Origin of the sequence: Streptomyces sp. NPDC005955, assembly GCF_042871255.1 — a bacterium.
Lineage (GTDB): Bacteria > Actinomycetota > Actinomycetes > Streptomycetales > Streptomycetaceae > Streptomyces.
In genome coordinates this window covers 521,539-545,974 of record NZ_JBIAIF010000004.1, presented here as the reverse complement: position 1 = coordinate 545,974, position 24,436 = coordinate 521,539, and the positions used below count along the sequence as shown (strand labels likewise).

Here is a 24,436-nt window from a genome sequence, read left to right as displayed (position 1 = left end):
GGCGCGCCGTCACCACCCCCGGCACGCCGCACCGGCATCCCCGGCGCACCCCCTCGGCGCTCCGGGGCACGGGCGCGCTCCCCACGGCCGGCGACGGGGGATACCCTCGCGGGATGCCGTCCCAGACCACCCCGCGTCCCGGCCGGCGGCCGGGCCCCAAGCCGCGGCTCACCCGGCAGAAGATCGTCGAGGCCGCGGTCGACCTCGGGATCGAGCAGCTCTCCGTCCAGGCGGTCGCGTCCGCCCTCGGGGTCGCGCCCGCCAGCCTCTACCGCTACGTCGAGAGCCTGGACGACCTCGTCGGCGCGGCCCTGGAAGCCGTCTTCCGGTCGGCGCCGCTGCCCGACCCCGCACTCGGTTGGCGCGGCTACTTGGAGGCGGAGGCCGAAACCCGCCTCGATCTGCTGGTGCGGTACGCGGGACTGCTCCGGAAGCACCCCGCGGGCCTCCTCGCCGGGATCGCCGCCCGCCGCTTCGACCGGTCGGTGCGGGACCTGGTGACCCTGGGCTTCGACCCCGACGAGGCGGTGCTCGCCGTCGACGCGGTGGCCGACCTGATCCACGACGGGGCGACCCAGATCGCCCGCATCCGCGACCCCGGCGATCCGGAGCGGCTCTCCCCCGAACTGGTCGCCTCGCTGTCCCGCTACTCACCCGAGGTGTCGGCCGCGGTCGCCCGGATCGCCGCCGACCCGCACCGCCACCTCCGACGCAAACTCGCCCTCGTACTCGACGGTCTGACGGCGCGACACCCACAGTCCTGACCCCGCCCCCGGCCCCGCCGTCCCTGTGGCCCCGCCGTCCGGCGGTCGGCCCGGTGCGCGGCACCCTCCGGCCGGTGCGTCCGCCGTGCCCGGCCCGGCGGCTACCCCTGCGCCCGGCCCCACCACCGTTGCTACCGTGGGGGCATGGTCAGCGACATCCGGTCCCCGCACGGCCGCCGCGCGCAGCTGCGGGACTTCCTGCGCACCCGGCGAGCCCGACTCACCCCCGCGGACGTGGGACTCCCGACGGCCGCCCGGCGCCGCACGCCGGGCCTGCGTCGGGAAGAGGTCGCGGTGCTGGCCGGGGTGGGCGTGTCCTGGTACACCTGGCTCGAACAGGGACGCGACATCAACGTGTCCGGCGAGATCCTGGACGCCATCGGCCGGGCGCTACGGCTCGACGGGCCGGAACGGGCGCACCTGTACCTGCTCGCCGGTCTCAACCCGCCGCGGACGACCCCGGCCCGCGCCGAGGTCACCCCCGAGTTGCGGCGGCTGATCGACGCCTGGGAGCCCCGTCCGGCGATCCTGCGGGACCGGCACTGGAACCTCGTCGCGGTCAACGGCGCGGCGCGGCTGGTGTTCGGCTACGACGACTCGGACCACAACTGCCTCTTCACCTTCTTCACCAACGACCGCTACCGGTCCATGCACCTCCAGTGGGAACAGATCGCCCCCAGCGTGGTCGCCGCGTTCCGCGCCGATGCGGCCCGCCACCCCGCGGACCCCGTGTTCGGTCGGATCGTCGACGAGCTCCATGCGATGAGTCCCGAGTTCGCGCGACTGTGGGCCCAGCACGACGTGGCCGAGGTGACCCAGGCGGTCAAGGCGGTGCGCCACCCCGAGGTGGGGGAGATGGTCTTCGACACCACGGTCCTGTCCCTGGCCGAGTGGCCCGACCACCGCATGGAGTTGCAGAACCCGCGCCCCGGCAGCGGCACGGCGGCCCGGCTGGAGGCACTGGTCGCGGACCGGCCCGCCACGGCGGTCTGAGCGAGCCGCGCGGGGCGCAGGGTGGTGGTGCGGGTACCAGGTTGAGCCGGCACTGTCAGCCGCCCCGCCGGGGCCGCAAGGTGGAGCCATGACCAACACCACCGCTCGTTTCGAGAACAAGACCGCACTCGTCACCGGAGGCGCCTCCGGGATGGGATTCGCCACCGCCCGCCGGCTGCTGGCCGAAGGCGCCCGGGTCGTGATCACCGGCCGTGACCAGGGCCGGCTCGACGCCGCCGTCAAGGAACTGGACGCCGGTGACCGGGTCCTGGCCGTACGCGGCGACGTGTCGAACACCGTCGACGCACAGGCCCTCGCGGATCAGGTCCGGGAGCGCTACGGACGGATCGACGCGCTCTTCGCGAACGCCGGCGTCGCCTCCTTCGAGTCCGCCGCGGAGGTGACCGAGGCCGAGTTCGACCGGGTCGTCGACATCAACTTCAAGGGGGTGTTCTTCACCGTCCAGCGGCTCCTGCCGGTCCTCGCCGACGGGGCGGCCATCGTGATCAACTCCTCCTGGACCGCACACCGGGGCCTGCCGAACGGCTCGCTGTACTCGGCCACCAAGGCGGCGGTCCAGAGCCTGGCCCGGACGTTCGCGGCCGAGTTGGGCCCCCGCGGCATCCGGGTGAACACGGTCAGCCCCGGCTACATAGACACCCCCATGTACCGCAAGGAGGTCGCCGAGGAGACGGAGGCCGCCGTGGTCGCCCAGATCGTCGCGGGCCGCGTCGGCACGGCCGACGACGTCGCCGACGCGGTCGCCTTCCTCGTGTCGGACCAGTCCTCCTACGTCAACGGGCAGGACCTGATCATCGACGGCGGGCTCGTCGCCGCCGTCCCCGCGGCCCTCTGAACCGGGCGCCGGCCGCCCCGGATCCGTGCAGCCCCCGCCCCGCCACCCGCTCGGCATCCGTCCCGGGAGGGTGCGCGGGGGCCGCTGCCGGCACCGAACGCAGGGTCACCCTGGCGGACCTGGCCCCGGACGTCTCCGACATCGGCCGTCCGCGGACCGGCCGACGGCCGACCTGACCGCTCCGCCCGGCACCTCGGGGGACGCCGGAGCCGACCCGTGGCCTCACTGCTGCTCGGGGACGACCCACGCGACCAGTTGGAGGACGACCCCGTTCGGGTCGGTGACCTGGAAGAGGCGTTCGCCCCACGGCTCTTCGCGCAGCGCCATGGTGATGGGGGCGCCCTCGCTCCGCAACCGCTCGAACTCGGCATCCAGATCGGTCACCGTGAAGGCGAGGATCACCCCCGCGGCCCGCTGCTCCCGTACGTCTTCGGGCAGGACCTCGGTGCCGCGCTGAAGGAAGATCACCTGAACCGCGTCCTCACGGACCAGCGAGGCGAAGCCGTCGGCGGCCGCGGCCTCCTGGAAGCCGAAGTGCTCGACCAGGAAGGCGGCGGAGGCGGACACGTCGTCAACGGTCAGGGAGACGGCGGTGGAAGTGATGTTCATGGCCTGCCCTAGGGTCGGAAACGATCTCTATACGTCGTACATTGTACTGCGTAGAGAGTGGAGGGCGGGACGGCCACGGGCAAGGGGCGGCCGAGGGCCCGACGCCCGACGCCGTGCAGCCTCGCCGTGCAGCCCCGACCGCACCCGGAGCGGAACGCGCGCGAACCGGGCACCGCAACCGCCCGCCCCACCCACCGCCCGCCCCGTCCCCCGACCGCTCCCGTCCCCCGACCGCTCCCACCGCATGCGCCGTCACCACCCCCGCGCCCCGCCTCCGTTCCGGTGCACCACGCCCCCGCAGGCAGGAACCGTGCCGGTAGCCGGCCCGCCCCGTACCCTCTCGCCACCGGGGTGGCCATACTGGACGGGGCCGATGGGCGCTGACGGGTGACGACGGGGGCAACGACGGGAGATGACCGACACCAGGTTGATCCAGGGCCGCTACCGACTGATCGAGGTGATCGGACGGGGCGGCATGGGCGAGGTGTGGCGGGCCAAGGACGAGTCCCTGGGCCGCGGGGTGGCGGTGAAGTGCCTGAAACCGCTCAGCCCGCACCACGACCAGTCGCACGCCCGGGTGCTCAGGGAACGGTTCCGGCGCGAGGCCCGGGTGGCGGCGGGGCTCCAGCACCGGGGCGTCACCGTCGTCCATGACTTCGGCGAGTCCGACGGTGCGCTGTTCCTCGTCATGGAACTCCTGGAGGGCCGCAACCTCAGCCAACTCCTGGAGGACAACACCCGGCTCCCGCTGCCCGTCGCCGAGGTCGTCGACATCGCCGAACAGGTGGCCTCGGCGCTCGCGTACACGCACGAACAGGGCATCGTGCACCGCGACCTGAAGCCCGCGAACATCATGCGGACGGCCGACGGCACCGTGAAGATCTGCGACTTCGGCATCGCCCGGTTCGGCGACGCGGAATTCACCTCCCGACTCACCGGCACCGGCATCGCCATGGGCACGCCCCACTACATGTCACCGGAGCAGATCGGCGGCTCCGAGGTCGACCAGCGCAGTGACCTGTACTCCTTCGGCTGCGTCCTCTACGAGATCGCCACCGGCGCCCCGCCGTTCGACCTCGACGACGCCTGGGCCGTCCTCATCGGCCACCGCGACACCGCGCCCGAGCCACCGCGTCACCACCGCGCGGAGCTGCCCCCCTACTTCGAGACGATCGTCCTCGACCTGCTGGCCAAGGAACCCCACGAGCGGCCCCGGGACGCCCGCGAACTCGCCCGCAGACTCACCGCAGGACGGCACCCCGGCGTCCCGTTTCCCCTCCCCGGCGTCCCGGCGCGCGACGGAGCGGGCCACCGGGCCGCGCGCCCGCCCCGGCTGCCCTCCTGGACCGAGGGCATGACCACCGGACGCAAGGCCGCCGGCGCCGCCCCGCGGCCGCACCCGCCCACCCCGGCCGCCGGGTTGACCGACGAGTGGATCCCCCGGCTGCCCACCAGCCGCATCCGGGCCGTGGCCGTGCACGAACGGCCCGCGCCCGCCCCGGAGACCGTGGCCGTCCTGGTGTCCCGGCACAACGCGGGACTGAGCCTCGGTCGGCTCGGCCGCTGGTCCGAGGCGGGTGAGGTGCACCGCGCCGTCGCCGCCGAGCGCGAACACGCCCTCGGCCCCGACCACCCGGACACCCTCGCCAGCCGCTACGAGGTGGCGTTCACCCTCAGCCGCACCGGTCGCGCCAGCGACGCGCTGCGCGAGTACGACCGGGTCATCGACGGACGGGAGCGGGTCCTCGGCGCCGACCACCCCGACACCCTCGCCGCCCGCCAGGAGACGGCCTACGTCCTGGGGCAGTTGGGTCGGCACTTCGAGGCGCACCAGATGTACACGGCCGTACTCGCCGTCCGGGAACGCGCCATGGGCGCCGATCACCCCGACACCCTGCGCTGTCGGCACAACCTCGCCTTCAACCTCAGCCGGCTCGGGCGGTTGGAGGACGCGCACCGGTTGGCCGTCGAGGTGGCCGCCGCCCGTACCCGGGTGCTCGGCGCCGATCACCCGGACACCCTCGTCACCCGCTACGAGGTCGCCTACGCGCTCGGTCAACTCGGCCGTTGGAACGAGGCGCTGGACACCTACCGCGCGGTGGCCCGGGCCCGCGCCGCCGCGCTGGGCGCCGACCACCCCGACACCCTCGCCGCCCGCTACGAGGTGGGCATCAGCCTCGGTCGGCTCGGACACGGCGAACCGGCGCTGGAGCTGTACCGGGAACTCGTCGCGGACCGCACCCGCATCCACGGCGCCGCACACCCGGAGACCCTGCGCGCCCGCCACGGCCTCGGAGTCAACCTGGGCCGCCTCGGTCGCTGGGACCGGGCCCTCGCCGAGGCCCGTGACGTGTCCGCGATCCGGGACCGGGTGCTCGGGGGCCACCACCCGGACACCCTGGTCAGCCGGCGCGAGGTGGCCGTGGGCCTGGGCTGGCTGGGGCGCTGGGGCGACGCCCTCACCGAGTACCGGGCGGTGGCCGCGGCCCGGGAACAGGTCCTCGGCGCCGACCACCCGGACGCCCTCGCCAGCCGCAACGACGAGGCGCACTGCCTGGAACAACTCGGGCGGGGCGCCGAAGCCGTGGAGCTCTACCGACGGGTCGCCGCACTGCGCCACGGCACCACCGGAGGCTGATCCGGCGGTCCCGTGGCGAGGGGCGGGCCCCTCAGTCCGCGGACCGCGTCCAGCCCACGGCGGTGACGGCCGCCGCGTCCCGCGCCCGCCGTTCGTCGAAGACCCGCCGCCCGTCGTCCACCCGCAGAGCCGCCACGTACACCCCGCGCCCCACGTACGCACGGTCGGTGTCGTAGCGCCAGCGCAGGCGCACCGGAGCGCCCCGCCAGGCGCTCAGGTCCGCGGTCACGGCGTACCAGAGGCGTCCGGACCACCCGCTGACCGTCCCGTCGACGCCGTGGACCGGCCCGCCCTCCTGCGCAGCCCGCCGTCCGCCGTGCCGTTCGTCGTGTTGTTCGCCATGCTGTTCGGTGTGTCGTTCGGTGCGGAAGGGCACCGGCCGCCACGTCCCCCCGTCGTCGTCGGACGCCTCCAAGCGCAGCACGTCCGTCCGGGGCTCGGTGTCCCACCACAGGTCGCAGCGCAGCCGCGCCCGCTCGCCGCTGACGGTCAGGGCGGGCAGCGTCAGCGTCGCCGTGCCGTCGTTCGCCATGCCGCCGAACCAGGCGGTGCCACCACGCGGCGGCCGGACCGGCACCGCACGGGCGAGGTGGTTGGCGGCGGCGACCCGGGGCGCCGACCCGGACCGCCAACTACGCACGGGATGGACGGAGTTGCCCAGGAGGACCAGGAACGAGTCGGTACTCGGGTCGAGGACGAGGCACGTCCCGGTGAACCCGGTGTGGCCCGCCGTGCGCGGGGTGGCCATCGCCCCCATGTACCAGTGCTGGTAGAGGTCGAAGCCCAGTCCGTGTTCGTCCCCCGGGAAGGCGGTGTTGAAGTCGGTGAACATCAGCTCCACGGACGCCGCCCGCAGGATCCGGGTCCGTCCGTACGCCCCGCCGTTCAACAGGGTGCGCCCCAGCACCGCGAGGTCCCACGCGGACGAGAACACCCCCGCGTGTCCCGCGACCCCGCCGAACGCATGGGCGTTCTCGTCGTGCACCTCGCCCCAGACCAGCCCCCGTTCCACCCCCGACCAGGGCGCCCGGGCGTCCTCGGTGGCGGCGATGCGCGGCTTCCAGGAGGGCGGCGGGTTGAAGCGGGTGTCGCGCAACCCCAGCGGGCCGGTCACCTCCTCGTCCAGCAGCACGTCCAGGGCGCGCCCGGTCAGGCGTTCCAGGACGAGTTGCAGGGCGATCAGATTGAGGTCCGAGTACAGGTACCGGGAGCCCGGCGGGTACTGCGGCGCCTCCCGCCACAGCCGGGCCAGCCGGGCCTGCGGCGTGGGCTCGGCGTAGAACGGCACCCAGGAGCGCAACCCCGAGGTGTGGGTGAGGAGTTGACGCACGGTGATGTCCTGCTTCCCGGCCGCCGCGAACTCCGGCAGGTACGAGGCGACGGTCGCCCCCAGCGCCAGCGCACCCCGCTCCACCTGTTGGACGGCGAGGAGCGAGGTGAACAGCTTGGAGACGGACGCCAGGTCGAACACGGTGTCCGCCGCCATCGGGACCTGTTGTTCGGGCGGGAACTCCACCCCCGTGTCGGTGGTCTCGTCGTACGCCGCGTAGCGCACCGCCATCCCGATCGGCCGGTGCAGGGCGACGGTGTCGCCGCGCCCGGCCAGCAGCACGGCCCCCGCGTACCAGGGGTGGGCGGGGGAGGGGCGCAGGAACCGCTCCGCGTCGGTGACGAGCCGGTCGAGGTGTCCGGGGAGCAGGCCGGCCCGACGCGCGCTGCCCCGGTGCAGGGTCGGTGCCTTCCGCGAGCCGCCCGGCGCCGGAGCCGCCCTGGCCGTCCCCGCGGCGAGCGGCGCCAACACCAGCGCCCCGCCCAGGGCCAGGGCGCCCGCCCCGAGGCCGCGCCGGGTCACCGCGCCCCCTCCCGTCGGTGCATCCGTGGCGCGGTCCTGGGGGGCAGCGGTCATGTCGTTCCTCCTGGGGGGCGTCCGGGAACTCGGCACACGGGCCCGAGACTGTTGCCGCATCCGGGACGTGTCAACCCCGCCCCGGAGCGCGCGGCCGGACGGCGGACCGTGCCCGCGGACGGTGCTCGACCTTCGCACGTGCCCCCTCCGGGGACCGTGCCGCACGGACCCGGCACGCCGCGGGGTACGGCACACGGACGACGGGCCGGGCCGGGCCGGGCCGGGCCGGGGTACGGCGGGGCCGGCCGGGACGGCGGGGCCGTCAGCCCGGCCGGTCGGCGGCGGCGCGGAGTTCGGCCCGGGCCCGTGCCGAGTCCCGGTCCCGCCCGTCCGCCCCGCCGGCCTGCGCGGGGTCCCGCCGTGCCCGGCGCCGATGGGTGCGCTCCAACCCCCAGACGATCAGGGCGGCCCACAGGACGAGCGCACTGAGTCCGATCACGGGGACGCCGTGGGGGAAGCGGGATTCACGGCCAGCGCCTTGAAGAACGTGTAGTGGAACGTGCCGTCGTCGGCGGCCCGGTGCAGATCGGCGATGCCCCGGTCCCACGCGGTCCTGGTGGTGAGGGCGGCGGCCAGCGCCTGGTGCCGGACGGACTCGACCATGGCGATGAAGGTGTTGCGGGTGAAGCCGTCCACCCACGCCGGCCGGGTCGGGTCCGTGTAGACGGTGTGCGGGCGGGCCACCACGTCCTCGTACCCGGCCCCGGCCAGCAGCGGCTGGAGCTGCCGACCGAGCAGTGCGTTGCCCCCCGCTGCCGCCTGGAAGCGGACCTGGAGGTCGATCACCGCCCGGGCGTACGCGCTGTCGGGGTGGAAGAACACCGATCCGTGGTCCCCCTCGATCACGGTCAGGGTGCCCCCGGGCCGCAGCACGCGCCGCAGCGCGGTCAACGCCCCCTCGGGGTCGGGCAGGTGCTCCAGCACGAAGCACACGAAGACGTGGTCGAACTCCGCGTCGGCGAAGGGCAGGTCGAACACGTCGGCCTGCTGCCACTCCACCTGCGCCCCGGGTGCCACGGCCGTGAGGTGGGCGCGGGCCCGGGCGAGCGTCTGCGCGGACCGGTCGACCGCGACGATCCGCGCCCCGGGACTGGAACGCAGCAGATGGACCGTCTGGGCGCCCACCCCGCAGCCGACCTCCAGCACCCGGCTGCCCGCGGGGTACGCCGTGCCCGTGTGCAGCAGGCGGGCCAGGGTGTCCGCCTGGTCGCCCAGCCGGCGGCTCTCGCGCTGCGAGTACCCGTGCACGTAGTCGGTCGCCGGGACCTCAGATGTCGTCGCTGTGTTCATGTGCCCAGCCTGCTGCCACTATGGCCCGATGGACAGATCCAATGAGGGCGCTCTCCATCGGTCCAAAGAGGCCGGCTCCGACTTCCTCCACCTGGTGATCGAGGAGGCGCCCCGGGGCGGGAAGGCCGACTGGCTGGCCCGTCGGATCAGGCGCGCGCTGGCGGACGGCCGCCTGCCGGTGGGCAGCAGACTGCCGGCCACCCGGGTCCTCGCCGGCGAACTGGGCGTATCGCGCGGCGTGGTCACCGAGGCGTACCAACGCCTGGTCGAGGACGGACACCTCGCCGGACGCGGGCGCAACGGAACCGTCGTGGTCGCCGCTCCCGCGGTGACGCCCACGGAGGCCGGGCCGCCCGCACCCGCCGAGGGACCGCCGCCGCGTTCGGTGTTCGCCGCCGACCCCGGCCCGGACGTCTTCGACGCGGTGCGCTCGGCCGGCGCCCGGATCGACCTCTCCCCGGGGGTCCCCGACCTCGCCGCGTTCCCGCGGGCCGCATGGCTGCGTGCCGAACGCCGCGTGCTCAGCCGGCTCGCGGCGTCCGACCTCGGGTACGGGGACCCGCGCGGTACGCCCGCACTGCGGCTGGCCGTCGCCCACTGGATCGCCCGCAACCGCGGCATCCGGGTGGACCCCGCCGACGTCCTCGTCGTCTCCGGAACCGCCCAGACGCTCACCCTGCTCGGGCGGGTCCTGCACGACGCCGGCCTGCGCGCGGTGGCCGTGGAGGACCCCGGCTCGCTGGGCGCCCGGCAACACCTGCACGCCTGCGGGTTGGCGACCCCGCCCGTCGCCGTCGACTCGGAGGGCGTGCGCGTCGACGAACTCCGCGCCACCGGCGAAGCGGCCGTGCTGCTGACCCCCGCACACCAGTTCCCCACCGGAGTGGTCCTGCGCGGCGGCCGACGCGCCGAGCTGATGCGCTGGGCCCGCGAAGCCGACGCACTGGTCATCGAGGACGACTACGACGCGGAGCACCGCTACGACCGGACCCCGGTCCCCGCCCTGCGGTCCGTCCTCCCCGAGAACGTCTGCTACGCCGGCAGCGTGTCCAAACTCCTCGCCCCCGCCCTGCGCATCGGCTGGGTCATCGCCCCGCCGAAGTACCGTGACGCCCTCGTGGACGCCAAACGGTTCGCCGACCTCGGCAACGCCGCCCTCCCGCAACTGGTCCTGGCCGACTTCATGGAATCGGGGGCCATGGAACGCCAACTGCGCCAGCTGCGCGGGCACCACCGCCGACGCAGGGACGCCATGATCGCGGCCATCGGCAGCCACCTGCCCAGTGCGACCGTGCAGGGCGCCGCGGCCGGCCTGCACCTGACCGTCACCTTCGACGCCGACTTCGCCGACACCGAGCTGGCCGCCGCGGCCCTCGCCCGCCGGGTGAAGGTGCACCCCCTGTCCTGGCACGGACAGCGCGCCCACCGTCCGGGACTGGTCCTCGGCTACGCCGCGAGCACCCCCGCCGACATCGGCGAAGGGATCGCGATCCTCGGCGAGGTCCTGCGGCGGCTGCCCTGACCGGGGGGTCGTCGCCCGGCCGTGCCGCCCGCGGCCGCCCGTCCGCGCCGCCCACCGACAACCGTGCGTTCCACGGCCTGTTCCGGCCCCGGGGCCCTCGCTAGGCTGGCCGCGGCACCGACGCACCGGGAGGAGCACGGACGTGGCCGAGAGCACCACCCAGCAGCATCCACTCGCGGGCTGGGAGAAACCGGAACTGGATCTGAGCAACGCCGACTGGAGGTCGAGCAGCCGCGGCCGGGGCGATGTGCAGATCGCCTTCGTGGAGGGGTTCATCGCGATGCGCAACAGCCGCCGCCCCGAGAGCCCGTCACTGATCTTCACCCCGGCCGAATGGGGCGCCTTCGTGCTGAACGCCCGGGAAGGCGAGTTCGACCTCACCTGAGCCGCCGCCCCGTCGGTGCACCCCCCGCCGCCCCGCCGCGGCCCCCCTGAGGAGCCGTCACCTCCTCCGTCGGACCCGGGACGGCCCGACCCGCGCGCCCGACCGGATCGCGCTGCGGGGACGGTTCCGGTGATTCTTCGGGACACGTGACCTTCGACCCTGTCCCGGGGTACCCCGGTGCGACAGGGTGGCAGCAGAAACAGGTCACGAGGGTCGTGCGGCTGGGGCCGCGCGACCGCGTGCCGACGCAGTCGCCGGAGACGAGGATTCCATGAGCACCCTGCCCGTCATCGCCGCAGTGGACGGATCGGACAGCAGCCTGCGCGCCCTGGACTGGGCGTTGGCGGAGGCGGAGCGGCGCGACACCGGTCTGCGCATCGTGCACGTACGCCAGTACGCGCCGTCGAACCAGCCCGAAGTCCTGGTCTCCGGGGCGCCGGAGCCCACCGTCGACCCCGTCCTCACCCAGGTGCGGAACCGACTGGCCGACCGGACGGGACTGCCCGCGGTGGAGTACGTCGACTACGAGGGCGCGCCCGGTTCGGTGATCCCCGGCCTCGGCGAGTCGGCCCAGCTCATCGTGCTCGGCTCGCGGGGCCGGGGCGGATTCGCGAGTCTGCTGCTCGGTTCGAACGGCATGGCCGCGGCCCGTGACGCCGCCTGCCCGGTGGTGATCGTGCCGCAGGAGGGCCGCGAGGTCCACAACCCCGCCGAGGTCGAGCCCGGCCCGCGCGTGGTGGTCGGCGCGTCGGCCGAGGCGCCCGACGCCCGCACCCTGGCCTTCGCCTTCGCCGCCGCCGACCGGATGGGCGCCCGGCTCGACGTGGTGTCCGCCTTCCCGTGGCCCGAGTACGTGTGGACGGCCGCCGGCGGTTTCGTTCCGTCGGAGTCGGACCAGCAGGCCGCGCAGGACGAGACGGTCGCCCTGGTCCGGGACGTCGTCGCCCCCTACCGCAAGGAGCACCCGGACGTCCGGGTCGCCGTCATCGCGGCTCCCGGCGACGCGGCCGGACACATCGTCGGCGCCTCCAAGGACGCCGAGTTGATCGTCGTGGGCCGTCACCGCCGCCGCCTGCTCAAGCCCGCACGGCTGCTCGGCTCGGTCACCCAGGCGGTGCTGCTCCACGCGGCGAGCCCCGTGGCGGTCGTCCCGCCGGAAGAGGGCGAGGACGCCTGACCGGCGGGGTGGGCCGGGCCACCGACCCGGCCCACCCCGAAGCGCCGGACGGGCCCGTCCGGCTCACGGCCAGAGCAACTCCCGGCGCCAACCGGCGCCCTCGCGCACGTACTGGAGTCGGGTGTGCCGCCGGGAACGGTCGCCCTGCCAGAACTCGACCGTGTCGGGCCGCACGGTGTGCAGGATCCAGCCCGGGGCGACGAGCCCCGGCTCCCGCTCCACCCGGGCGAGGGAATCCGCCACGGCCCGCTCCCGCTCGACGGGATCCGTGAGGGGACGGGACTGCCGGCCGAGCAGCGCCTCGGCCCGCGCCCCGGCGCCCCGGGCGAGGAAGTCGGCCGCCGCGCGCTCGGCGCTCTCCCGGACCACCGGGCCCCGCACCCGTACCTGCCGGGCCAGCTCCGACCAGTAGAAGGTGAGTGCGGCGTGCGGGCGGGCCGCGAGCTGGCGCCCCTTGGGACTGCTCGCCTCCGAGGCGAACCGCCAGCCCTCGGGTCCCACGTCCTTGAGGATCAGCACCCGGGCCGCCGGCCGCCCGTCGGAGTCGGCCGTGGACACGGTCATCGCGTGCGGCTCACGGACACCGGCCCGGATCGCATGGCGCAGCCACCGGGTGAACAGCTCCACCGGGGTGTCCGGCGCCCGTGACGGGTCGAAGTCGGGCAGCTCGCCGGCGAACACCTCCAGCCCGCGCAGGAGGTGACGCAGTTCCTCGCCCTCCGTCGTACCGTCGGCCTGCTCCGTCGAACCGTCGTGCACGGTCACTGACTCCTGCATCCGTTACCCCCTGCGTGCGTGCCCGGTCCCTCCGTACGTGCACGGTGCGGCGGGCACGCGGGCTCCGGACCCCTTTCTCTCAGATTAATGGAAGGGGGTGATCTGGGCATTAGTTTCCGTAGCATGGCTGACATGGACCGCCCAAACCCCGCCCCCGATCCGGCCCTCGCACTGGAACTGGCGCTCACCATCCGCCACGACGGCCACGGCGGGGTCGCCGACGACCTCACCGATCCCACGGGGCTCACCGACTGGGTCCGGCGACGTCCCACCTCCTTCGGGTACGGTTTCGACGCCGCCGGCTACACCGCTGATCCGGCCAACCTCGGCCAGGTGCGCCAACTGCGCAACGCGGTCCGGGCGCTGTTCGCCCGTGCCGTGCGACCGGCTCCCCCGAGCAGCGCCGACGCGTCCCGGCTGCTCCCCGTACCGGACGCCCTGGAGGTGCTGAACGCCGCCGCCGGCCGGGCCCCCGCCGTGCCCGTCCTGCGCTGGCCCGAGGGGGGCCGGCCCGTCCTCAGCCCAGCCCCCGCGGGCCCGGCCGCCCCCGGTGACCTGCTGCTGACCGCCCTGGCCACCGCCGCCGGGGTCTTCCTGGCGAGCCCCGACGCCGCCCGGCTGCGGGCCTGCCACGCACCGCGCTGCGTCCGCTACTTCCTCAAGGAGCACCCCCGTCAGGAGTGGTGCAAGCCGGCCTGCGGGAATCGGGCGCGGGTCGCCCGGCACCACGAACGGCACCGCCCGGCGGGCTGAGAACCGTCCGTGAACCTGACCAACCCCACGACGGAATCCGGCCCGCGACACGTACCATGTCCGCATGTCCTTCCTCCGCCGACGCAGCGCCGCGACACCCGCCGGCCCCGACTTCGACGTTCTGGCCATGGAGCCGGGCGACTGGCCCGGGAACCTCGGTGCCGGACTGCTCCCGGCCCCCGACGGAAGCTGCCAGGGCGTGTTCCTCCGGTACGACCTGTTCGGTGGCCGCGGACCCGCGATGATCATCGGGAACCTCCCCGAGGGGTCCCCCGCCCGTGAGGTCGCCCCCGGGCAGATCCCCTTCGAGGTGGCCCAGCTGCTGCTCGCTCTGGAGAACGACGAGGAGGTCACCGTCACCGGCTCCGAAGACGTACCGGTGATGCAGGGCGACAACCTCCTGATCGTGCGCCGCATCAAGCTCTCCGAGGGCCGGATCTCCTGCGTCCAGTTCGACCGCAGCGACGGGGTGCTCGTCACCATCGCGGCCTGGGACCGACCGATCACCGACGACCTCTACGCCCTGCTCAAGCCCCTGCCCGCCGAGCTGTTCCAGCAGGGCTGACCGACCTCCCCCGACCCCGCGCGGCCCGTGGCCCCGCGGGGTTCCTTCACTCTCCCGGCGCACCCTCCCCGGCGCGACCGCTCCGGCGGCACAGCCGGGCGCAGCCCAGCGCCGCCAGCGTCAGGGCCCCGAGCGCCGCGGCCGTCCCCGGGTACCCGCCGAGGGCGAGCCCCGTGCCACCGAGCGCGGCGCCCACGAAGACGCCGAAGCTCATGCCCGCCGCATTGACGCTCAACGCCATCCCGCGCAGCGGGCCGCAGCGCCGCACTAGCAGGGTGGTGACACAGGCGGCCACCGCCGCGTGTCCCGCGCCCACGAGCGCGGTCAACGGCAGCGCGAGCACGAGCGACCGGCTGAAGAAGACCGCCACCAGCGCCGTCAGCGCCACCACCAGCCCGATGGTCATCAGCCGTTCGCCCGACACCCTCGGGCGTTCGGCGCCGAGCACCCGCCCGGTGAGGAGGTTGCCGACGAAGAACGACGCCCCGCTCAACGTCCAGACCAGGGCGAACGGGCCGGGCGCCAGGTCGAACCGCTCGTCGTAGAAGGCGGCCAGATAGGCGAGGTACCCCATGAACGCGGCCGTGCGCAGCATCGCCACGCCCAGCAGCGGAACGACACCGGGCAGGGCGGCCAGGGCCCGGAAGGACGCGAGGTAGCCCGGCCGGGCCGCCCCGTCCTGGCCCCCGCGCGCGACGGGTGCCGCAGCAGCAGCCTCCTCCCCGGCCGGTCGTGCGGAGCGCCGGGCCCGCCCCGGCCGCAACAGGGCCAGGGCGAGCACCACCGAGACGGCGGCCACGGCCCACAGGTCCCCCTGCCAGCCCCAGAACGCGGCGGGCAGCGCGAGCAGCGGGGCGGCCAACAGTGCGGTCAGCGACTGCGTGGCGGTGACGAGCGTCGCCGCCCGGCCCGCCGCGGCGCCGCTCCCGAAGCGGTCGGCGGCCGCCGCGGTGAGCGCCGGGTTCAGCACCGCGGTCCCGGCCCCCACGAGCAGACAGAACGCCGCCAGCAGCAGGAAGTCACCCGATGCGCCGAGGGCCGCGGCGAGCGCCAGCACCCCGAGCCCGGCCGCGACGGCCCGCTCCTTGCGGACCCGGTCGATCAACGGGGCCAGTGCGGTGCCGACGGCCAGCGCGGCCAGCCCGCCGAGCCCCCGCAGCTGGCCCAGGGCGGCCACGCTGCCGTCCGCCGCCGAGGCGATCGGCACCAGGAAGGTGCTGTAGACGGTGAAGGGCACCAGCCCCACCGCCGACGCCAGCAGCAACGGCCACAGGGCGCGGACCATCCGCAGATCGCCCGGCACGGCCTCGCCGGGCCCGCCCTGTGCCGGACCGCCGGGCGCGTCCGGTCCGTTGGGCGCGGCGCCCGTCGTACCCCCGGGAGCGGCGACGGGGTGCGGGGTGTCGCCGCTCACGCCGCCGCCCGGTACCGGTACAGGGCCGTCCGGTCCGCGCTGAACTGCGAGAACGGGAAGGGCTCCGCGGACAGGGCGTGGACCCCGGAGCCCAGGAAGGCGCGGGCCACCGCGCTTCCGGTCTGTGCGTACACCACCAGCGGCGTCCGCCGGGTGCGGCAGTGGTCGAGGAGGACGTCGAAGCTGCCGTTGCCGAGGGTCATGCCGGTGGCGACCACCGCATCGGCTTCGGCGAGGACCTGGTGCATGTCGTCGGTGACGGGGTCGCCCCACTGGGTGGTGCGCAGATTGAAGTCGCAGGGCAAGCACACGCCGCCCTGCTCGCGTATCGCCGCCACCAGCGGGTTCACCACCCCGATCAGGGCGACCCGGGCGCCGGGCGCGATGTCGAGCAGTCCGGCGACGGCCGCGTCCCGGGCCCTGGCCCGCTGTTCGGGGGTACCGGTCGGCAGGATGACGGACTCGGCGCTGCCGGTGTCGCGGTGCGGTCGGACGCGGGCCAGATAGGCGTCCAGGGCGGCGATCCCCACGCACGGCACCTCGTGCCGGATCAGTTCGTCGAGGGTCCGGCCCGAGGCGTCCGCGCAGAGGTCGGGGGGCGGGCCGTCGGCTTCGAAGGAGCAGGCACCGAAGGCGTCCCCGGAGCGCAGCAGCAGGTAGTGGTTGCGATAGGTGACGTCGCCCCCGGCCAGCCGGGTGGTGTGGTGCAGCCAGAACGCGCTGGTGACGGTCAACTCGCGGGGTGACGGACCGTAGGCGCCGTCGAGGACCGCGCGCCGGAGTTCGGGAACGGAGCGTGGTGAGGGTAGGGACATGTCGATTCTTCTCTCGTTCTGGTGGTCACGGGCAGGGGGGCGGGCAGGGTCAGGCGCCGGCGCACGGAGCGCGGGGCTGCCGGCCGGGGTGGTGCGGGATCGACTCAGGGCAGGTCGGCCAGGCGCTCGGGCCGGTAGGGCAGCTCGGCGAGCGGCGGCCGCCCCGCGGGTTGGAAGCACAGCAGCAGCGAACGGCGGTCCGTGCCACTGGTGTTGGGAGCGGAGCGGTGGACGATGAGACCGGGGAACACCAGCACGGAACCGGCCGGCGCCTCGACGGTCACGGCGCCGCTCACCCCGGTGCGCGCGGTGTCCACCAACAGCCCCGTGGGCTCGGCCCGGTCGCGGGGTGCGGGTCCGGCGCGGTGGCTACCGGGCACCAGGGACAGGGCGCCGTTGGCGACGGTCACCTCGTCCAGGTAGATCATCGCCGTGACCACGTCCCGTGCCGTGGGGCCCGCGCAGCAGTACCAGTACGGGAAGTCCTGGTGCCAGGGGAACGCCGAACCGACCCCCGCGCGCTTGAAGTTGAGCTTCGAGGTGAACGGTCCGAGCCGGTCGTGCCCGAGCAGCCGCCGCACCGGTGCGGTGAGGCGCGGCTCGGTCCACAGGGCGTCCAGCACGGCACTGAGCTGGGTGACGGGGGAGAGGCTGCGCACCACCGGGACGTCGGTGTCCGGCTCCCAGTGGAGCGTGGCGCCGTCCACCCGCTCCAGCCGGTGACCGTCCGGCCAGACGGTCACCTCCGCCCGCCCGTGCAGCGCCCGCTCCGTCACCCGGGCGAGCACCGCTTCGGCGGCCTCGCCCAGCGCGGCGGTCTCCGCGGGGTCGAAGAGCCGGGGGAGCAACGCGAACCCGCGGGTCCGCGGGTCGTGGAGGGGCGTGACGGACATGGGGGTGCCCTTTCGTTCGGGGTGCGGGGCGGGGCGGTCGGCAGCCGGTGGGGGAGGGACGGCCGGGCGCGGTGGAGCCGGACGGTCGTGCTCCGGCCCTCCCCGGCCCGCCGGTACGCTAGGCCGCTCTCGGCGTCAGGAGTTCCACGCCACGCCGGTCCCCGTCGAGGGGCGGCCAGTCCATCGTCGACCAGGGGTGCCGCAACTCCTCCTGCGCGGTCACCTCGTACGGGCGCAGCGCGTCGAGCCCGTGGGCCCGGGCGTGCCGTGCGTAGGCGCTGTCGACGTAGCGGTGTCCGGTGTCGGCGGCGAGGAACACGTACGTCCGACCGGGGTCCCGGCTCCGTTCCCAGCGCGTGGCCAGGTACGCGGCTCCGGCCGACAGCCCGGCGAAGACCCCGCTGGCCCGCAGCAGCCCGACGGCCCCCGACATGGCGTAGTCGAAGTTCACCCAGTGCACCCGGTCGTACAGGTCGTGCCGGACGTTGTGGAACGGGATCGAGCTGCCGATGCCCGCGATGATCATGTCCGGATCGCTGACGTGCCCGGCGCCGAAGGTCACGCTGCCGAACGGCTGCACCCCGACGAGCCGGACGTCGCGCCCCGCCTCGCGCAGATAGGTGGCGATGGCCCCGGTCGACGCGCCGGTGCCCACCCCGCCCACCACCGTCAGGGGCCCCTCAGGGACCTCCTTGCCGACCAGGTCGGCGACGTCGCGGTAGCCGAGGTAGTGGATGGAGTCGTGGTACTGCCGCATCCAGTGGTGGCCCGGGTGCTGGCGCAACAGCTCCTGGACGCGGGCCACCCGCAGGTTCTGGTCCAGGCGCAGGTCCTGGGAGGGGCGGACCTGCTCCAGGGTGGCCCCGAGGACCTCCAACTGGACGCGGAGCGTGCGGTCCACCGTGGTCGAACCGACGATGTGGCACCGCAGTCCGTAGCGGTGGCAGGCGAGGGCCAACGCATGGGCGTAGATCCCGCTGGAGCTGTCGACCAGGGTGTCGCCCCGTTCGATCTGCCCGGTCTCCAACAGGTGGCGCACGGCGCCGAGCGCCGAGTACAGCTTCATCGTCTCGAAGCGCAGACAGACCGCGCCGGGCGGCACGGCGACGACCTGGGGTTCCTTGACCGCTTCCGCTACGTGCTCGTACATGTCCTGGTCCTTCGGTGTCGAATGGGGTCCGGGGCTCGGTGCGGGGGCGGTCAGCCGGTCCGGGTCAGCTTGAACAGGTACGCCTGGCAGTCGTCGGTGGGCCAGGTCTGACGGTGCGTCACCTCGGGTCGGAAGCCCGCGTCGACGGCGTGCGCGACGATGCGCCGCAGTTCCGCGGTGTTCGAGACGATCAGATGGACCTCGCCCCCGGGAGCCAGGAGTTCGCGCTCGACCACCTGGTCGAAGAAACGGATCACGATGTCCGTCCCCACGCAGACGTTGCGGACCACCGTGGGGTCGTCGCTCGTCGGGGTGCTCACCGCGGGCGGGTTGAAGGTGATGACCTCCAGCCGGGCGCCGGACGGGAACCCTTCGAAGAGGTCGGAGACCAGCGGGCGGAAGACGGTGTCGGGACGTTCGCCCACCAGGCGCGCGTAGTGCTCGGCGGCGGTGGCGACGCTGTCCGGGTGGATGTCGGACGCCCAGACCTCCCGGGCGCCCCGGGTTCCCGCTATCACCGCCTCGACGCCGAGCCCGGCCCCGATCGCCGCGTACGCCCGTCCCCGTACCGGGATCGTGCCGTCGAGCAGCCGGTCGTGGACGATCCGGCTGGTGTCCCCGGGACCGAACACGCCGGGCGGCAGGGCGAACGTCCACCCGTTGTAGACGTAGGTCCGCCGGGAGTGGAGGTTCGACTTCGCGCTGTTGATGGCGAGGATCTCCGTACGCGGCAGGGTCTCGGGCAGCGCGTCGAGCAGGGCCCGCGTCCCGGAGTCGTGGCCCGGCGCGGTGCGGCGGGGCGTGGTCAGGTCGTCGGTCATGGGGTGCTGTCCTTCGTGGTCGGGAACGGATGTCGCAGGGGGTGGTGACGGGAACCGGCGGTCACGGGGGCGGCCGTGGCCGCCCCCAGGTCCATGGCCCGGACCAACTGCCGGGTGAGCGGGGCCCGGGGAGAGCGCAGCACCCGTTCGGGCCCGCCGCTCTCGACGACGCGCCCACCGTCGATGACGACGAGGTGGTGGGCGACCACGGCGAGCAGTTCCAGGTCGTGGCTGACCCAGAGCAGCGCGGTGCCGTGGCGCTCGCGCAGTGCGGCCAACTCCCCGAGCACCAGTCGGGTCGCGGTCGGGTCCAGTGCGGTGGTGACCTCGTCGCACACCAGGACGTCGGGTGCGGCGATCACGGCACGGGCGAGCGCCGCGCGTTGCAACTCGCCCCCGGACAGGGCACCCGGCCGGCGTTCGACGGTCACCGGCGCGAGCCCCAGCCGTTCCAGCAGCTCCAGGGCCTCGTGCCGGGCCGTGTCGGGGTCGCGCCCGCGCAGCCGTACGGCGGTGCGGGCGACCTGCTCGGCGACCGGGCGCCGTTCGTCGAAGGAGGAGCGCACCTCCTGCCACACGTACTGGACCCGCCGCTTCTGTTCGGTGCTGCGGCGCCGCAGCACCGGCAGTGCGGCCCCGTCGAGCAGGACGTGACCGTCGTGCCGTTCGTGGAGCCCCGCGACGCACCGGGCGAGCGTCGTCTTGCCGCTGCCCGACGGCCCGGCCACCCCCACACAGCCCCCTGCCGGCAGGGACAGGTCCACTCCGTGCAGGACGGGGTCCCGCCCCCGGCCCGGCAGCCGCGCGCTGAGGCCGCGCACCTGAAGGACCGGCGGGGCGTCCGCCGCCTCGCCGGGGGCGGGACGGGGGGTGTGCCGGACGGCTGTCACCGGGCGTCGGGCGGGCAGGGCGTGCGCGGGGGCGCTGCGCGCCGTGACCCGGCCCCGGTCGAGGACGACCACCTCGTCGGCGAGGGCGCGCACCAGATCGTGGTCGTGGCTCAGCAGCAGGACCGCCGGTCCGGTGCGGGCCAGTTCGGCCAGTTCGTCGGCGAGCCGCATCCGGGTGACGGTGTCGAGTCCGGTGCTGGGCTCGTCCAGGACGAGCAACCGGGGCCCGCACACGAGGGTCTGCGCGAGCGCGACCCGCTGGCGTTGACCGCCCGAGAACTGGTGCGGGAACCGTCGCTCGGTGTCCGGCCCGGGCGGCAGTTGGGCCGCCACCAGGGCGTCGGCGACCGGCGTGCGGTACGCGCCCCGGTGCAGCCGGGCCAACTCGCGCAGCACGGCTCCGGTGCGTCGGGCCGGGTTGAGCGCGCCGCCCGGGTGCTGCGGCATGTACGCCACCACCCGGCCGCGCAGTGCGGCGGCGGCCCGGGTGACACCCTCCGCGTCCACGACCGGGACGTCCCCCGCGCTCACCCGTCCGGTCAGCCGGATGCCCGGCCCGGCCTCGCCGAGCAGCGCGAGGGCGGCCGTGGTCTTGCCGCTGCCGGACGGTCCGACGAGGGCGGTGATCCGGCCCGGGTGCAGATCCAGGTCGAGCGCGTCGAGCAGCACGGCGTCCCTGGCCCGCGCGGTGAGGGCGCGGACCGTGACGACGGGCGGAACGGGCGGCGGAGCGGTCATCGGGCACCCTCCCGGGTCCGGCGGGTTCGGGCGAGCAGCCGATCGGCGAGCAGGTTGAGCCCCACGGTGAACATGACGAGCATCGCGGCGGGCGCCAACACCGCCCAGGGCTGGATCAGCAGGCCCTCACTGCTCCGGGACACGCTCACCGCCCAGTCCGGCGAGGTCGGGTCCAGGCCCAGACCGAGGAAGTTCGCGGAGGCCACCAGGAAGACGGCGAGGGTGATCCGGGTACCGGCGTCCGCGGCCACCGGGGACAGCGCCGAACGCGCCACGTGACCCAGGTGGATGCGGGCCCGGGACTCGCCCTGCATCCACAGCGCCTCGGTCACCGGACCGCTCGCCGCGTCGAGGGCCGCCGCCCGCACCAGTCGTGCCACGGCGGGCACGTTCACGCTCGCGACGGCGAGGGCGATCGCCACCGGCGAGCCGCGCCACCCCACCGCCACCACACTGATGACCAGCAGGCTCGGCAACGGCAGCAGGACGTCCAGCGGACGCATCAGCGACTCGTCGATCCAGCGTCGCCGGGACGTGGCCGCCAGCAGCCCGAGCGCCCCACCGACCAGATAGGCGACCGCCACCGCACCGAGCGACATGCCCAGCGCGCTACGCCCTCCGTGCAACAGCAGGGCCAGTACGTCGCGCCCCAACCCGTCCGTCCCCAAGGGGTGTTCACCGCCCCGGCCGGTGTACGGGGCGAAGGCGCCGGCGGTCGCCGGTGCGGTCAGCGCCGGTCCGAGCAGGGCCACGCCGAGCGGCACCACCAGCAGCAGCGCTCCCAGGGGCGCGATCCGTCCGCTCCGTCCGTTGCGTGGACGGGTCGGTGTCGTGTGCCCGTGGTTCACCGCATCTCCTCCGTCCGGGGAACGAGCCGGTGGCAGACCAGGTCGGCTGCCACGCTGAACAGCAGGGCCGCCGCCGCCACGACCAGGGCGAGGCCCTGCACGGTGGGCACGTCACGTGCCTCCACGGCCCGGACCAGGGCGGTCGCGACACCGGGGACGGCGAAGACCGCCTCCACGATGAGCACCCCGCCGATCAGGTTGTCCCCGGTGCGGGCCAGTTCCTGGACCCCGGGGACGGCCGCGTTCGGCAGGACGTGCCGCAGCAGCAGCGTCCGGCGCGGCACGCCCAACCGCCGCGCCTGGACGACGTATCCCGCGCCGAGGACGTCGACCACGCCCGCCCGGACCTGCCGGGAGAGCAGGCACACCGCGCGCGAGGCCACCACGGCCACCGGCAGCACCAACAGGGTGGGCTGCGCGACCAGGACGGCCGCGTCCACCCCCACCCAGGTCGCGGGCAGCCAGCCCAGCTCCAGCGAGAGACCGGTCACGAGCAGCAGGGCGAGGAGGAAGTCCGGCACCGCGTTGAGCGCGAGCGTCACCGCGGTGACCGTGCGGTCGAGCGTGCCGTCCTCACGGAGTCCGGCGGCGACGCCGAGCAGGATCGACAGCGGGACGACCACGGCGAGGGTGACCGCGCCGAGGAGCAGGGTGGTGCCCGCCGACGAGGTCAGCACGTCCCGCACCGGGCCGCCGCTGACCAGGGAGGTCCCCAGGTCGCCGGTGAGGACGTCGCCCACCCAGTCGACGAAGCGTTCCACGGCCGGTCGGTCCAGATCGAGTCGTTCGCGCAGCGCGGCCACCTGCTCCGGCGTGGCGTCCTCGTTGTTGCGGACGTCGGCGGCGTCGCCGGGCAGCAGGGACGTCAACGCGAACACCAGGGCGGCCAGCAGCAGGAGTTGGACTCCGCCGAGGGCGAGCCGCCCCAGGGCGTAGCGGCGCATCCTCAGGCCAGCCACACGGTGTCGAAGCGGGCGGAGTCCAGGGTGTTGGGCGGCGCGGCCCGCACTCCGCGCACCCGGGCCGCGACCGCGTTCAGCCAGTCCGCGTGCCCCCACATCAGCAGTCCGCCTTCCTCGTGCACGGTGCGCTGGAGGTCCTCGAACCGTCGGGTGCGGGCGTCCTCGGCAGTGGTGGCCTGGGCCTTCGCGTAGTCGGCGTCGAAGTCGCGGCGGCGCCACGCCGAGGCGTTGAACGCGGACCGGGTGAGCAGCCGGTCGTGGAGGTACACGGGGATCGTCATCGCTCCGGAGCGGTGGCTGCCCAGGGCGCCCCGGGTGAGCTGGTCCTTGAAGTAGGTCTCGGACGCCCCGGTGGTGACCTTCACCCGCAGCCCCGCGTCGGCCGCCTGCTCGGCGAAGAGGGTGGCCGCCTCCACGAACCCGGCGGCCACGGAGGAGGTGTACAGCGACAGGGTCTTGTTGAGGGCACCGGCCCGCCGCAGCAGTGCACGGGCCTCGGCGACGTCGCGTTCCCGCTGCGGGACGTCCCGCGGGTAGTACTGGTAACCCTTGCCGAACATGTCGTTGCCGATGACGCCCTGCCCCCCCAGCACCACCTTCACCAGGGCCTCCCGGTCGGCCAGCAGCTTGAACGCCGTCCTGACGTCGGGGTGGTCGAAGGGTTCCCGGTCGCACTTCATGACGAGGGCGTGGGCGGTGCTGCCCGCGGCGGAGACCACGCGTACCGACCGGTCGGCGCGGGCGGTGCGGGCGAAGGTGGGCGTCACCTCGTAGGCGTACTCGGCCTCCCCGCCGCGCAGCGCGTTGCCCCGGGCCTCCGCGTCGGCGGACAGGACGCGCAACTCGTCGACGTGGGCGCCGCCGCCCCAGTGGTCGTCGAACCGCCGGGCGACGAAGGACCGGCCGGCGGTGAACGAGGTCAACCGGAACGCACCGGTGCCGACCGGCCGGGCCGGATCGCGGTACCGGGCGCTGACGATCGCGGTGCCCAAGGTGCCCAGCAGCGCCGGGAACTCGGCGTTGGGGGAGCGCAGGGCGACCTCGACGGTGTTCCGGCCGACGGCGCGGCTGGCCCGCAGGTCGACGACGGACAGCAGGCTCCGGGCGAAGTGGTTGGTCGCCGCGGGGTCGAGGATGCGGCCGAAGGTGAACAGCACGTCATCGGGGTGGAGTCGCCTACCGTCGTGGAAGAGGGCTTCGCGCAGGGTGAAGCGCCAGAGCGTCGCGTCGTCGTTGGACTCCCACCGCTTCGCCAGTTGCGGGACGGGCGCCATGTTCGTGTCGAGGGCGACGAGTCGGTCGAAGAGGGCTTTGGTGCGGGCCATGTCGATGGCCAGCGACTCGGCGTGCGGGTCGATCGTCTCCTGCTCGCCGCCGCCGGTGAACAGGGCGCGGAACGTCCCTCCGCGCCGGGGCGTCGAGCCGGCGCCGGTGGCGCCACCGGGCGGGTCCCCGGCCCCGCACCCGGTGAGGGCGAGGGCCCCGGCCGCGCTGGTGGCGCCGGCCAGGGCGAGGAATTCCCGTCGGTCACGAAACGTCTGCATGCCGCTCCCCTGAGTAACTGTGCGTGGGCCGCGCACAGCGGGGTCGGGGGTCGGCGCGGTCGGCGCACGGCCCGACTGCCGGGGCGGCGCGGCGAGCATCCCATCAGATGAAAATGATTGTCAATA

23 protein-coding genes are annotated in these 24,436 nt (G+C 74.6%); 9 read left to right on the top strand and 14 right to left on the bottom strand.

Annotation, left to right across the window (positions count from 1 at the left end; all coding sequences use genetic code 11):
- Positions 1–113: 113 nt before the first annotated feature.
- From ACFYOU_RS14100 to ACFYOU_RS14090, 3 genes are all read left to right on the top strand, one after another.
- Positions 114–764 carry a TetR/AcrR family transcriptional regulator gene (locus ACFYOU_RS14100; RefSeq protein ID WP_391305640.1) on the top strand — a complete coding sequence of 217 codons (651 nt, stop codon included), beginning with the start codon at positions 114–116 and terminating at the stop codon, positions 762–764.
- A gap of 144 nt (positions 765–908) precedes the next feature.
- Positions 909–1,757: a helix-turn-helix domain-containing protein gene (locus ACFYOU_RS14095; protein WP_391305638.1), complete on the top strand. Its 849-nt coding sequence runs from the start codon at positions 909–911 to the stop codon at positions 1,755–1,757.
- A gap of 88 nt (positions 1,758–1,845) precedes the next feature.
- Entirely contained in the window at positions 1,846–2,613 is a 768-nt protein-coding gene (locus ACFYOU_RS14090; protein WP_389767551.1) for a glucose 1-dehydrogenase, read from the top strand.
- 222 nt (positions 2,614–2,835) lie between these two features.
- Here ACFYOU_RS14090 and ACFYOU_RS14085 read toward each other — a convergent pair whose 3' ends face one another.
- Positions 2,836–3,222, bottom strand: coding sequence for a VOC family protein (locus ACFYOU_RS14085; protein ID WP_391305636.1), 387 nt, complete (start codon positions 3,220–3,222; stop codon positions 2,836–2,838).
- A 412-nt stretch (positions 3,223–3,634) separates the two neighbouring features.
- Between ACFYOU_RS14085 and ACFYOU_RS14080 the strand changes: the two genes are divergently transcribed.
- A complete protein-coding gene (locus tag ACFYOU_RS14080; RefSeq protein WP_391305634.1) occupies positions 3,635–5,860 on the top strand; it encodes a tetratricopeptide repeat protein in 2,226 nt (741 codons plus the stop codon).
- A 31-nt stretch (positions 5,861–5,891) separates the two neighbouring features.
- On the opposite strand, the gene ACFYOU_RS14075 is transcribed toward ACFYOU_RS14080, so the two are convergent.
- The 3 genes from ACFYOU_RS14075 to ACFYOU_RS14065 form a co-directional block, all read right to left on the bottom strand.
- Positions 5,892–7,766, bottom strand: coding sequence for a serine hydrolase (locus tag ACFYOU_RS14075; protein ID WP_391305632.1), 1,875 nt, complete (start codon positions 7,764–7,766; stop codon positions 5,892–5,894).
- 262 nt (positions 7,767–8,028) lie between these two features.
- A complete protein-coding gene (locus ACFYOU_RS14070) occupies positions 8,029–8,205 on the bottom strand; it encodes a hypothetical protein (protein ID WP_391305630.1) in 177 nt (58 codons plus the stop codon).
- The gene (locus tag ACFYOU_RS14065) at positions 8,202–9,056 is read right to left on the bottom strand and encodes a methyltransferase domain-containing protein (RefSeq protein WP_391305628.1); all 855 of its coding nucleotides are present in this window, start codon (positions 9,054–9,056) and stop codon (positions 8,202–8,204) included. Before ACFYOU_RS14065 ends, ACFYOU_RS14070 begins: the two co-directional genes overlap by 4 nt.
- Positions 9,057–9,084: 28 nt before the next feature.
- Here ACFYOU_RS14065 and ACFYOU_RS14060 point away from each other — a divergent pair, with 28 nt between their 5' ends.
- The 3 genes from ACFYOU_RS14060 to ACFYOU_RS14050 all read left to right on the top strand — a co-directional run bounded on the left by ACFYOU_RS14060 (position 9,085) and on the right by ACFYOU_RS14050 (position 12,140).
- Positions 9,085–10,578 (top strand): aminotransferase class I/II-fold pyridoxal phosphate-dependent enzyme, encoded by a 1,494-nt coding sequence (locus tag ACFYOU_RS14060; protein WP_391305626.1) that lies wholly within the window; start codon positions 9,085–9,087, stop codon positions 10,576–10,578.
- A gap of 142 nt (positions 10,579–10,720) precedes the next feature.
- Entirely contained in the window at positions 10,721–10,963 is a 243-nt protein-coding gene (locus ACFYOU_RS14055; RefSeq protein ID WP_387005297.1) for a DUF397 domain-containing protein, read from the top strand.
- 271 nt (positions 10,964–11,234) lie between these two features.
- Positions 11,235–12,140: a universal stress protein gene (locus ACFYOU_RS14050; protein WP_391305624.1), complete on the top strand. Its 906-nt coding sequence runs from the start codon at positions 11,235–11,237 to the stop codon at positions 12,138–12,140.
- 63 nt (positions 12,141–12,203) lie between these two features.
- Here ACFYOU_RS14050 and ACFYOU_RS14045 read toward each other — a convergent pair whose 3' ends face one another.
- On the bottom strand, positions 12,204–12,917 hold the full coding sequence (locus ACFYOU_RS14045) for a pyridoxal 5'-phosphate synthase (RefSeq protein ID WP_391305622.1): 714 nt from the start codon (positions 12,915–12,917) through the stop codon (positions 12,204–12,206).
- 132 nt (positions 12,918–13,049) lie between these two features.
- Here ACFYOU_RS14045 and ACFYOU_RS14040 point away from each other — a divergent pair, with 132 nt between their 5' ends.
- On the top strand, positions 13,050–13,670 hold the full coding sequence (locus ACFYOU_RS14040) for an ABATE domain-containing protein (protein WP_391305620.1): 621 nt from the start codon (positions 13,050–13,052) through the stop codon (positions 13,668–13,670).
- 64 nt (positions 13,671–13,734) lie between these two features.
- Entirely contained in the window at positions 13,735–14,235 is a 501-nt protein-coding gene (locus ACFYOU_RS14035; RefSeq protein ID WP_385494501.1) for a hypothetical protein, read from the top strand.
- 46 nt (positions 14,236–14,281) lie between these two features.
- Here ACFYOU_RS14035 and ACFYOU_RS14030 read toward each other — a convergent pair whose 3' ends face one another.
- From ACFYOU_RS14030 to ACFYOU_RS13990, 9 genes are all read right to left on the bottom strand, one after another.
- Positions 14,282–15,649, bottom strand: coding sequence for an MFS transporter (locus ACFYOU_RS14030; protein WP_391305617.1), 1,368 nt, complete (start codon positions 15,647–15,649; stop codon positions 14,282–14,284).
- Positions 15,646–16,464, bottom strand: coding sequence for a Rossmann-like domain-containing protein (locus tag ACFYOU_RS14025; RefSeq protein ID WP_389767577.1), 819 nt, complete (start codon positions 16,462–16,464; stop codon positions 15,646–15,648). The genes ACFYOU_RS14030 and ACFYOU_RS14025 overlap by 4 nt, the downstream gene beginning before the upstream one ends.
- A 104-nt stretch (positions 16,465–16,568) precedes the next feature.
- Positions 16,569–17,357, bottom strand: coding sequence for a phytanoyl-CoA dioxygenase family protein (locus ACFYOU_RS14020; protein ID WP_391305616.1), 789 nt, complete (start codon positions 17,355–17,357; stop codon positions 16,569–16,571).
- Positions 17,358–17,475: 118 nt separating this feature from the next.
- Positions 17,476–18,507 (bottom strand): pyridoxal-phosphate dependent enzyme, encoded by a 1,032-nt coding sequence (locus tag ACFYOU_RS14015; protein WP_391305614.1) that lies wholly within the window; start codon positions 18,505–18,507, stop codon positions 17,476–17,478.
- Between the two features lie 50 nt (positions 18,508–18,557).
- Positions 18,558–19,328: a methyltransferase gene (locus ACFYOU_RS14010; protein WP_391305612.1), complete on the bottom strand. Its 771-nt coding sequence runs from the start codon at positions 19,326–19,328 to the stop codon at positions 18,558–18,560.
- On the bottom strand, positions 19,325–20,956 hold the full coding sequence (locus ACFYOU_RS14005) for an ATP-binding cassette domain-containing protein (RefSeq protein ID WP_391305610.1): 1,632 nt from the start codon (positions 20,954–20,956) through the stop codon (positions 19,325–19,327). Before ACFYOU_RS14005 ends, ACFYOU_RS14010 begins: the two co-directional genes overlap by 4 nt.
- The gene (locus ACFYOU_RS14000) at positions 20,953–21,804 is read right to left on the bottom strand and encodes an ABC transporter permease subunit (RefSeq protein ID WP_391305608.1); all 852 of its coding nucleotides are present in this window, start codon (positions 21,802–21,804) and stop codon (positions 20,953–20,955) included. The genes ACFYOU_RS14005 and ACFYOU_RS14000 overlap by 4 nt, the downstream gene beginning before the upstream one ends.
- Positions 21,801–22,763 carry an ABC transporter permease subunit gene (locus tag ACFYOU_RS13995; RefSeq protein ID WP_391305607.1) on the bottom strand — a complete coding sequence of 321 codons (963 nt, stop codon included), beginning with the start codon at positions 22,761–22,763 and terminating at the stop codon, positions 21,801–21,803. Before ACFYOU_RS13995 ends, ACFYOU_RS14000 begins: the two co-directional genes overlap by 4 nt.
- Positions 22,751–24,310 carry an ABC transporter substrate-binding protein gene (locus ACFYOU_RS13990; RefSeq protein ID WP_391305605.1) on the bottom strand — a complete coding sequence of 520 codons (1,560 nt, stop codon included), beginning with the start codon at positions 24,308–24,310 and terminating at the stop codon, positions 22,751–22,753. The genes ACFYOU_RS13995 and ACFYOU_RS13990 overlap by 13 nt, the downstream gene beginning before the upstream one ends.
- Between the last annotated feature and the right edge of the window lie 126 nt (positions 24,311–24,436).

Excerpts from the sequence above, each read along its gene's own strand:
- ACFYOU_RS14010 (WP_391305612.1), bottom strand. The coding sequence starts at position 19,328 with ATGACCGACGACCTGACCACGCCCCGCCGCACCGCGCCGGGCCACGAC.
- ACFYOU_RS14075 (WP_391305632.1), bottom strand. The coding sequence starts at position 7,766 with ATGACCGCTGCCCCCCAGGACCGCGCCACGGATGCACCGACGGGAGGG.
- ACFYOU_RS14045 (WP_391305622.1), bottom strand. The coding sequence starts at position 12,917 with ATGCAGGAGTCAGTGACCGTGCACGACGGTTCGACGGAGCAGGCCGAC.
- ACFYOU_RS14060 (WP_391305626.1), top strand. The coding sequence starts at position 9,085 with ATGGACAGATCCAATGAGGGCGCTCTCCATCGGTCCAAAGAGGCCGGC.
- ACFYOU_RS14050 (WP_391305624.1), top strand. The coding sequence starts at position 11,235 with ATGAGCACCCTGCCCGTCATCGCCGCAGTGGACGGATCGGACAGCAGC.
- ACFYOU_RS14065 (WP_391305628.1), bottom strand. The coding sequence starts at position 9,056 with ATGAACACAGCGACGACATCTGAGGTCCCGGCGACCGACTACGTGCAC.
- ACFYOU_RS14025 (WP_389767577.1), bottom strand. The coding sequence starts at position 16,464 with ATGTCCCTACCCTCACCACGCTCCGTTCCCGAACTCCGGCGCGCGGTC.
- ACFYOU_RS14005 (WP_391305610.1), bottom strand. The coding sequence starts at position 20,956 with ATGACCGCTCCGCCGCCCGTTCCGCCCGTCGTCACGGTCCGCGCCCTC.
- ACFYOU_RS14090 (WP_389767551.1), top strand. The coding sequence starts at position 1,846 with ATGACCAACACCACCGCTCGTTTCGAGAACAAGACCGCACTCGTCACC.
- ACFYOU_RS13990 (WP_391305605.1), bottom strand. The coding sequence starts at position 24,310 with ATGCAGACGTTTCGTGACCGACGGGAATTCCTCGCCCTGGCCGGCGCC.
- ACFYOU_RS14085 (WP_391305636.1), bottom strand. The coding sequence starts at position 3,222 with ATGAACATCACTTCCACCGCCGTCTCCCTGACCGTTGACGACGTGTCC.
- ACFYOU_RS14100 (WP_391305640.1), top strand. The coding sequence starts at position 114 with ATGCCGTCCCAGACCACCCCGCGTCCCGGCCGGCGGCCGGGCCCCAAG.
- ACFYOU_RS14040 (WP_391305620.1), top strand. The coding sequence starts at position 13,050 with ATGGACCGCCCAAACCCCGCCCCCGATCCGGCCCTCGCACTGGAACTG.
- ACFYOU_RS14080 (WP_391305634.1), top strand. The coding sequence starts at position 3,635 with ATGACCGACACCAGGTTGATCCAGGGCCGCTACCGACTGATCGAGGTG.
- ACFYOU_RS14035 (WP_385494501.1), top strand. The coding sequence starts at position 13,735 with ATGTCCTTCCTCCGCCGACGCAGCGCCGCGACACCCGCCGGCCCCGAC.
- ACFYOU_RS14020 (WP_391305616.1), bottom strand. The coding sequence starts at position 17,357 with ATGTCCGTCACGCCCCTCCACGACCCGCGGACCCGCGGGTTCGCGTTG.
- ACFYOU_RS14095 (WP_391305638.1), top strand. The coding sequence starts at position 909 with ATGGTCAGCGACATCCGGTCCCCGCACGGCCGCCGCGCGCAGCTGCGG.
- ACFYOU_RS14015 (WP_391305614.1), bottom strand. The coding sequence starts at position 18,507 with ATGTACGAGCACGTAGCGGAAGCGGTCAAGGAACCCCAGGTCGTCGCC.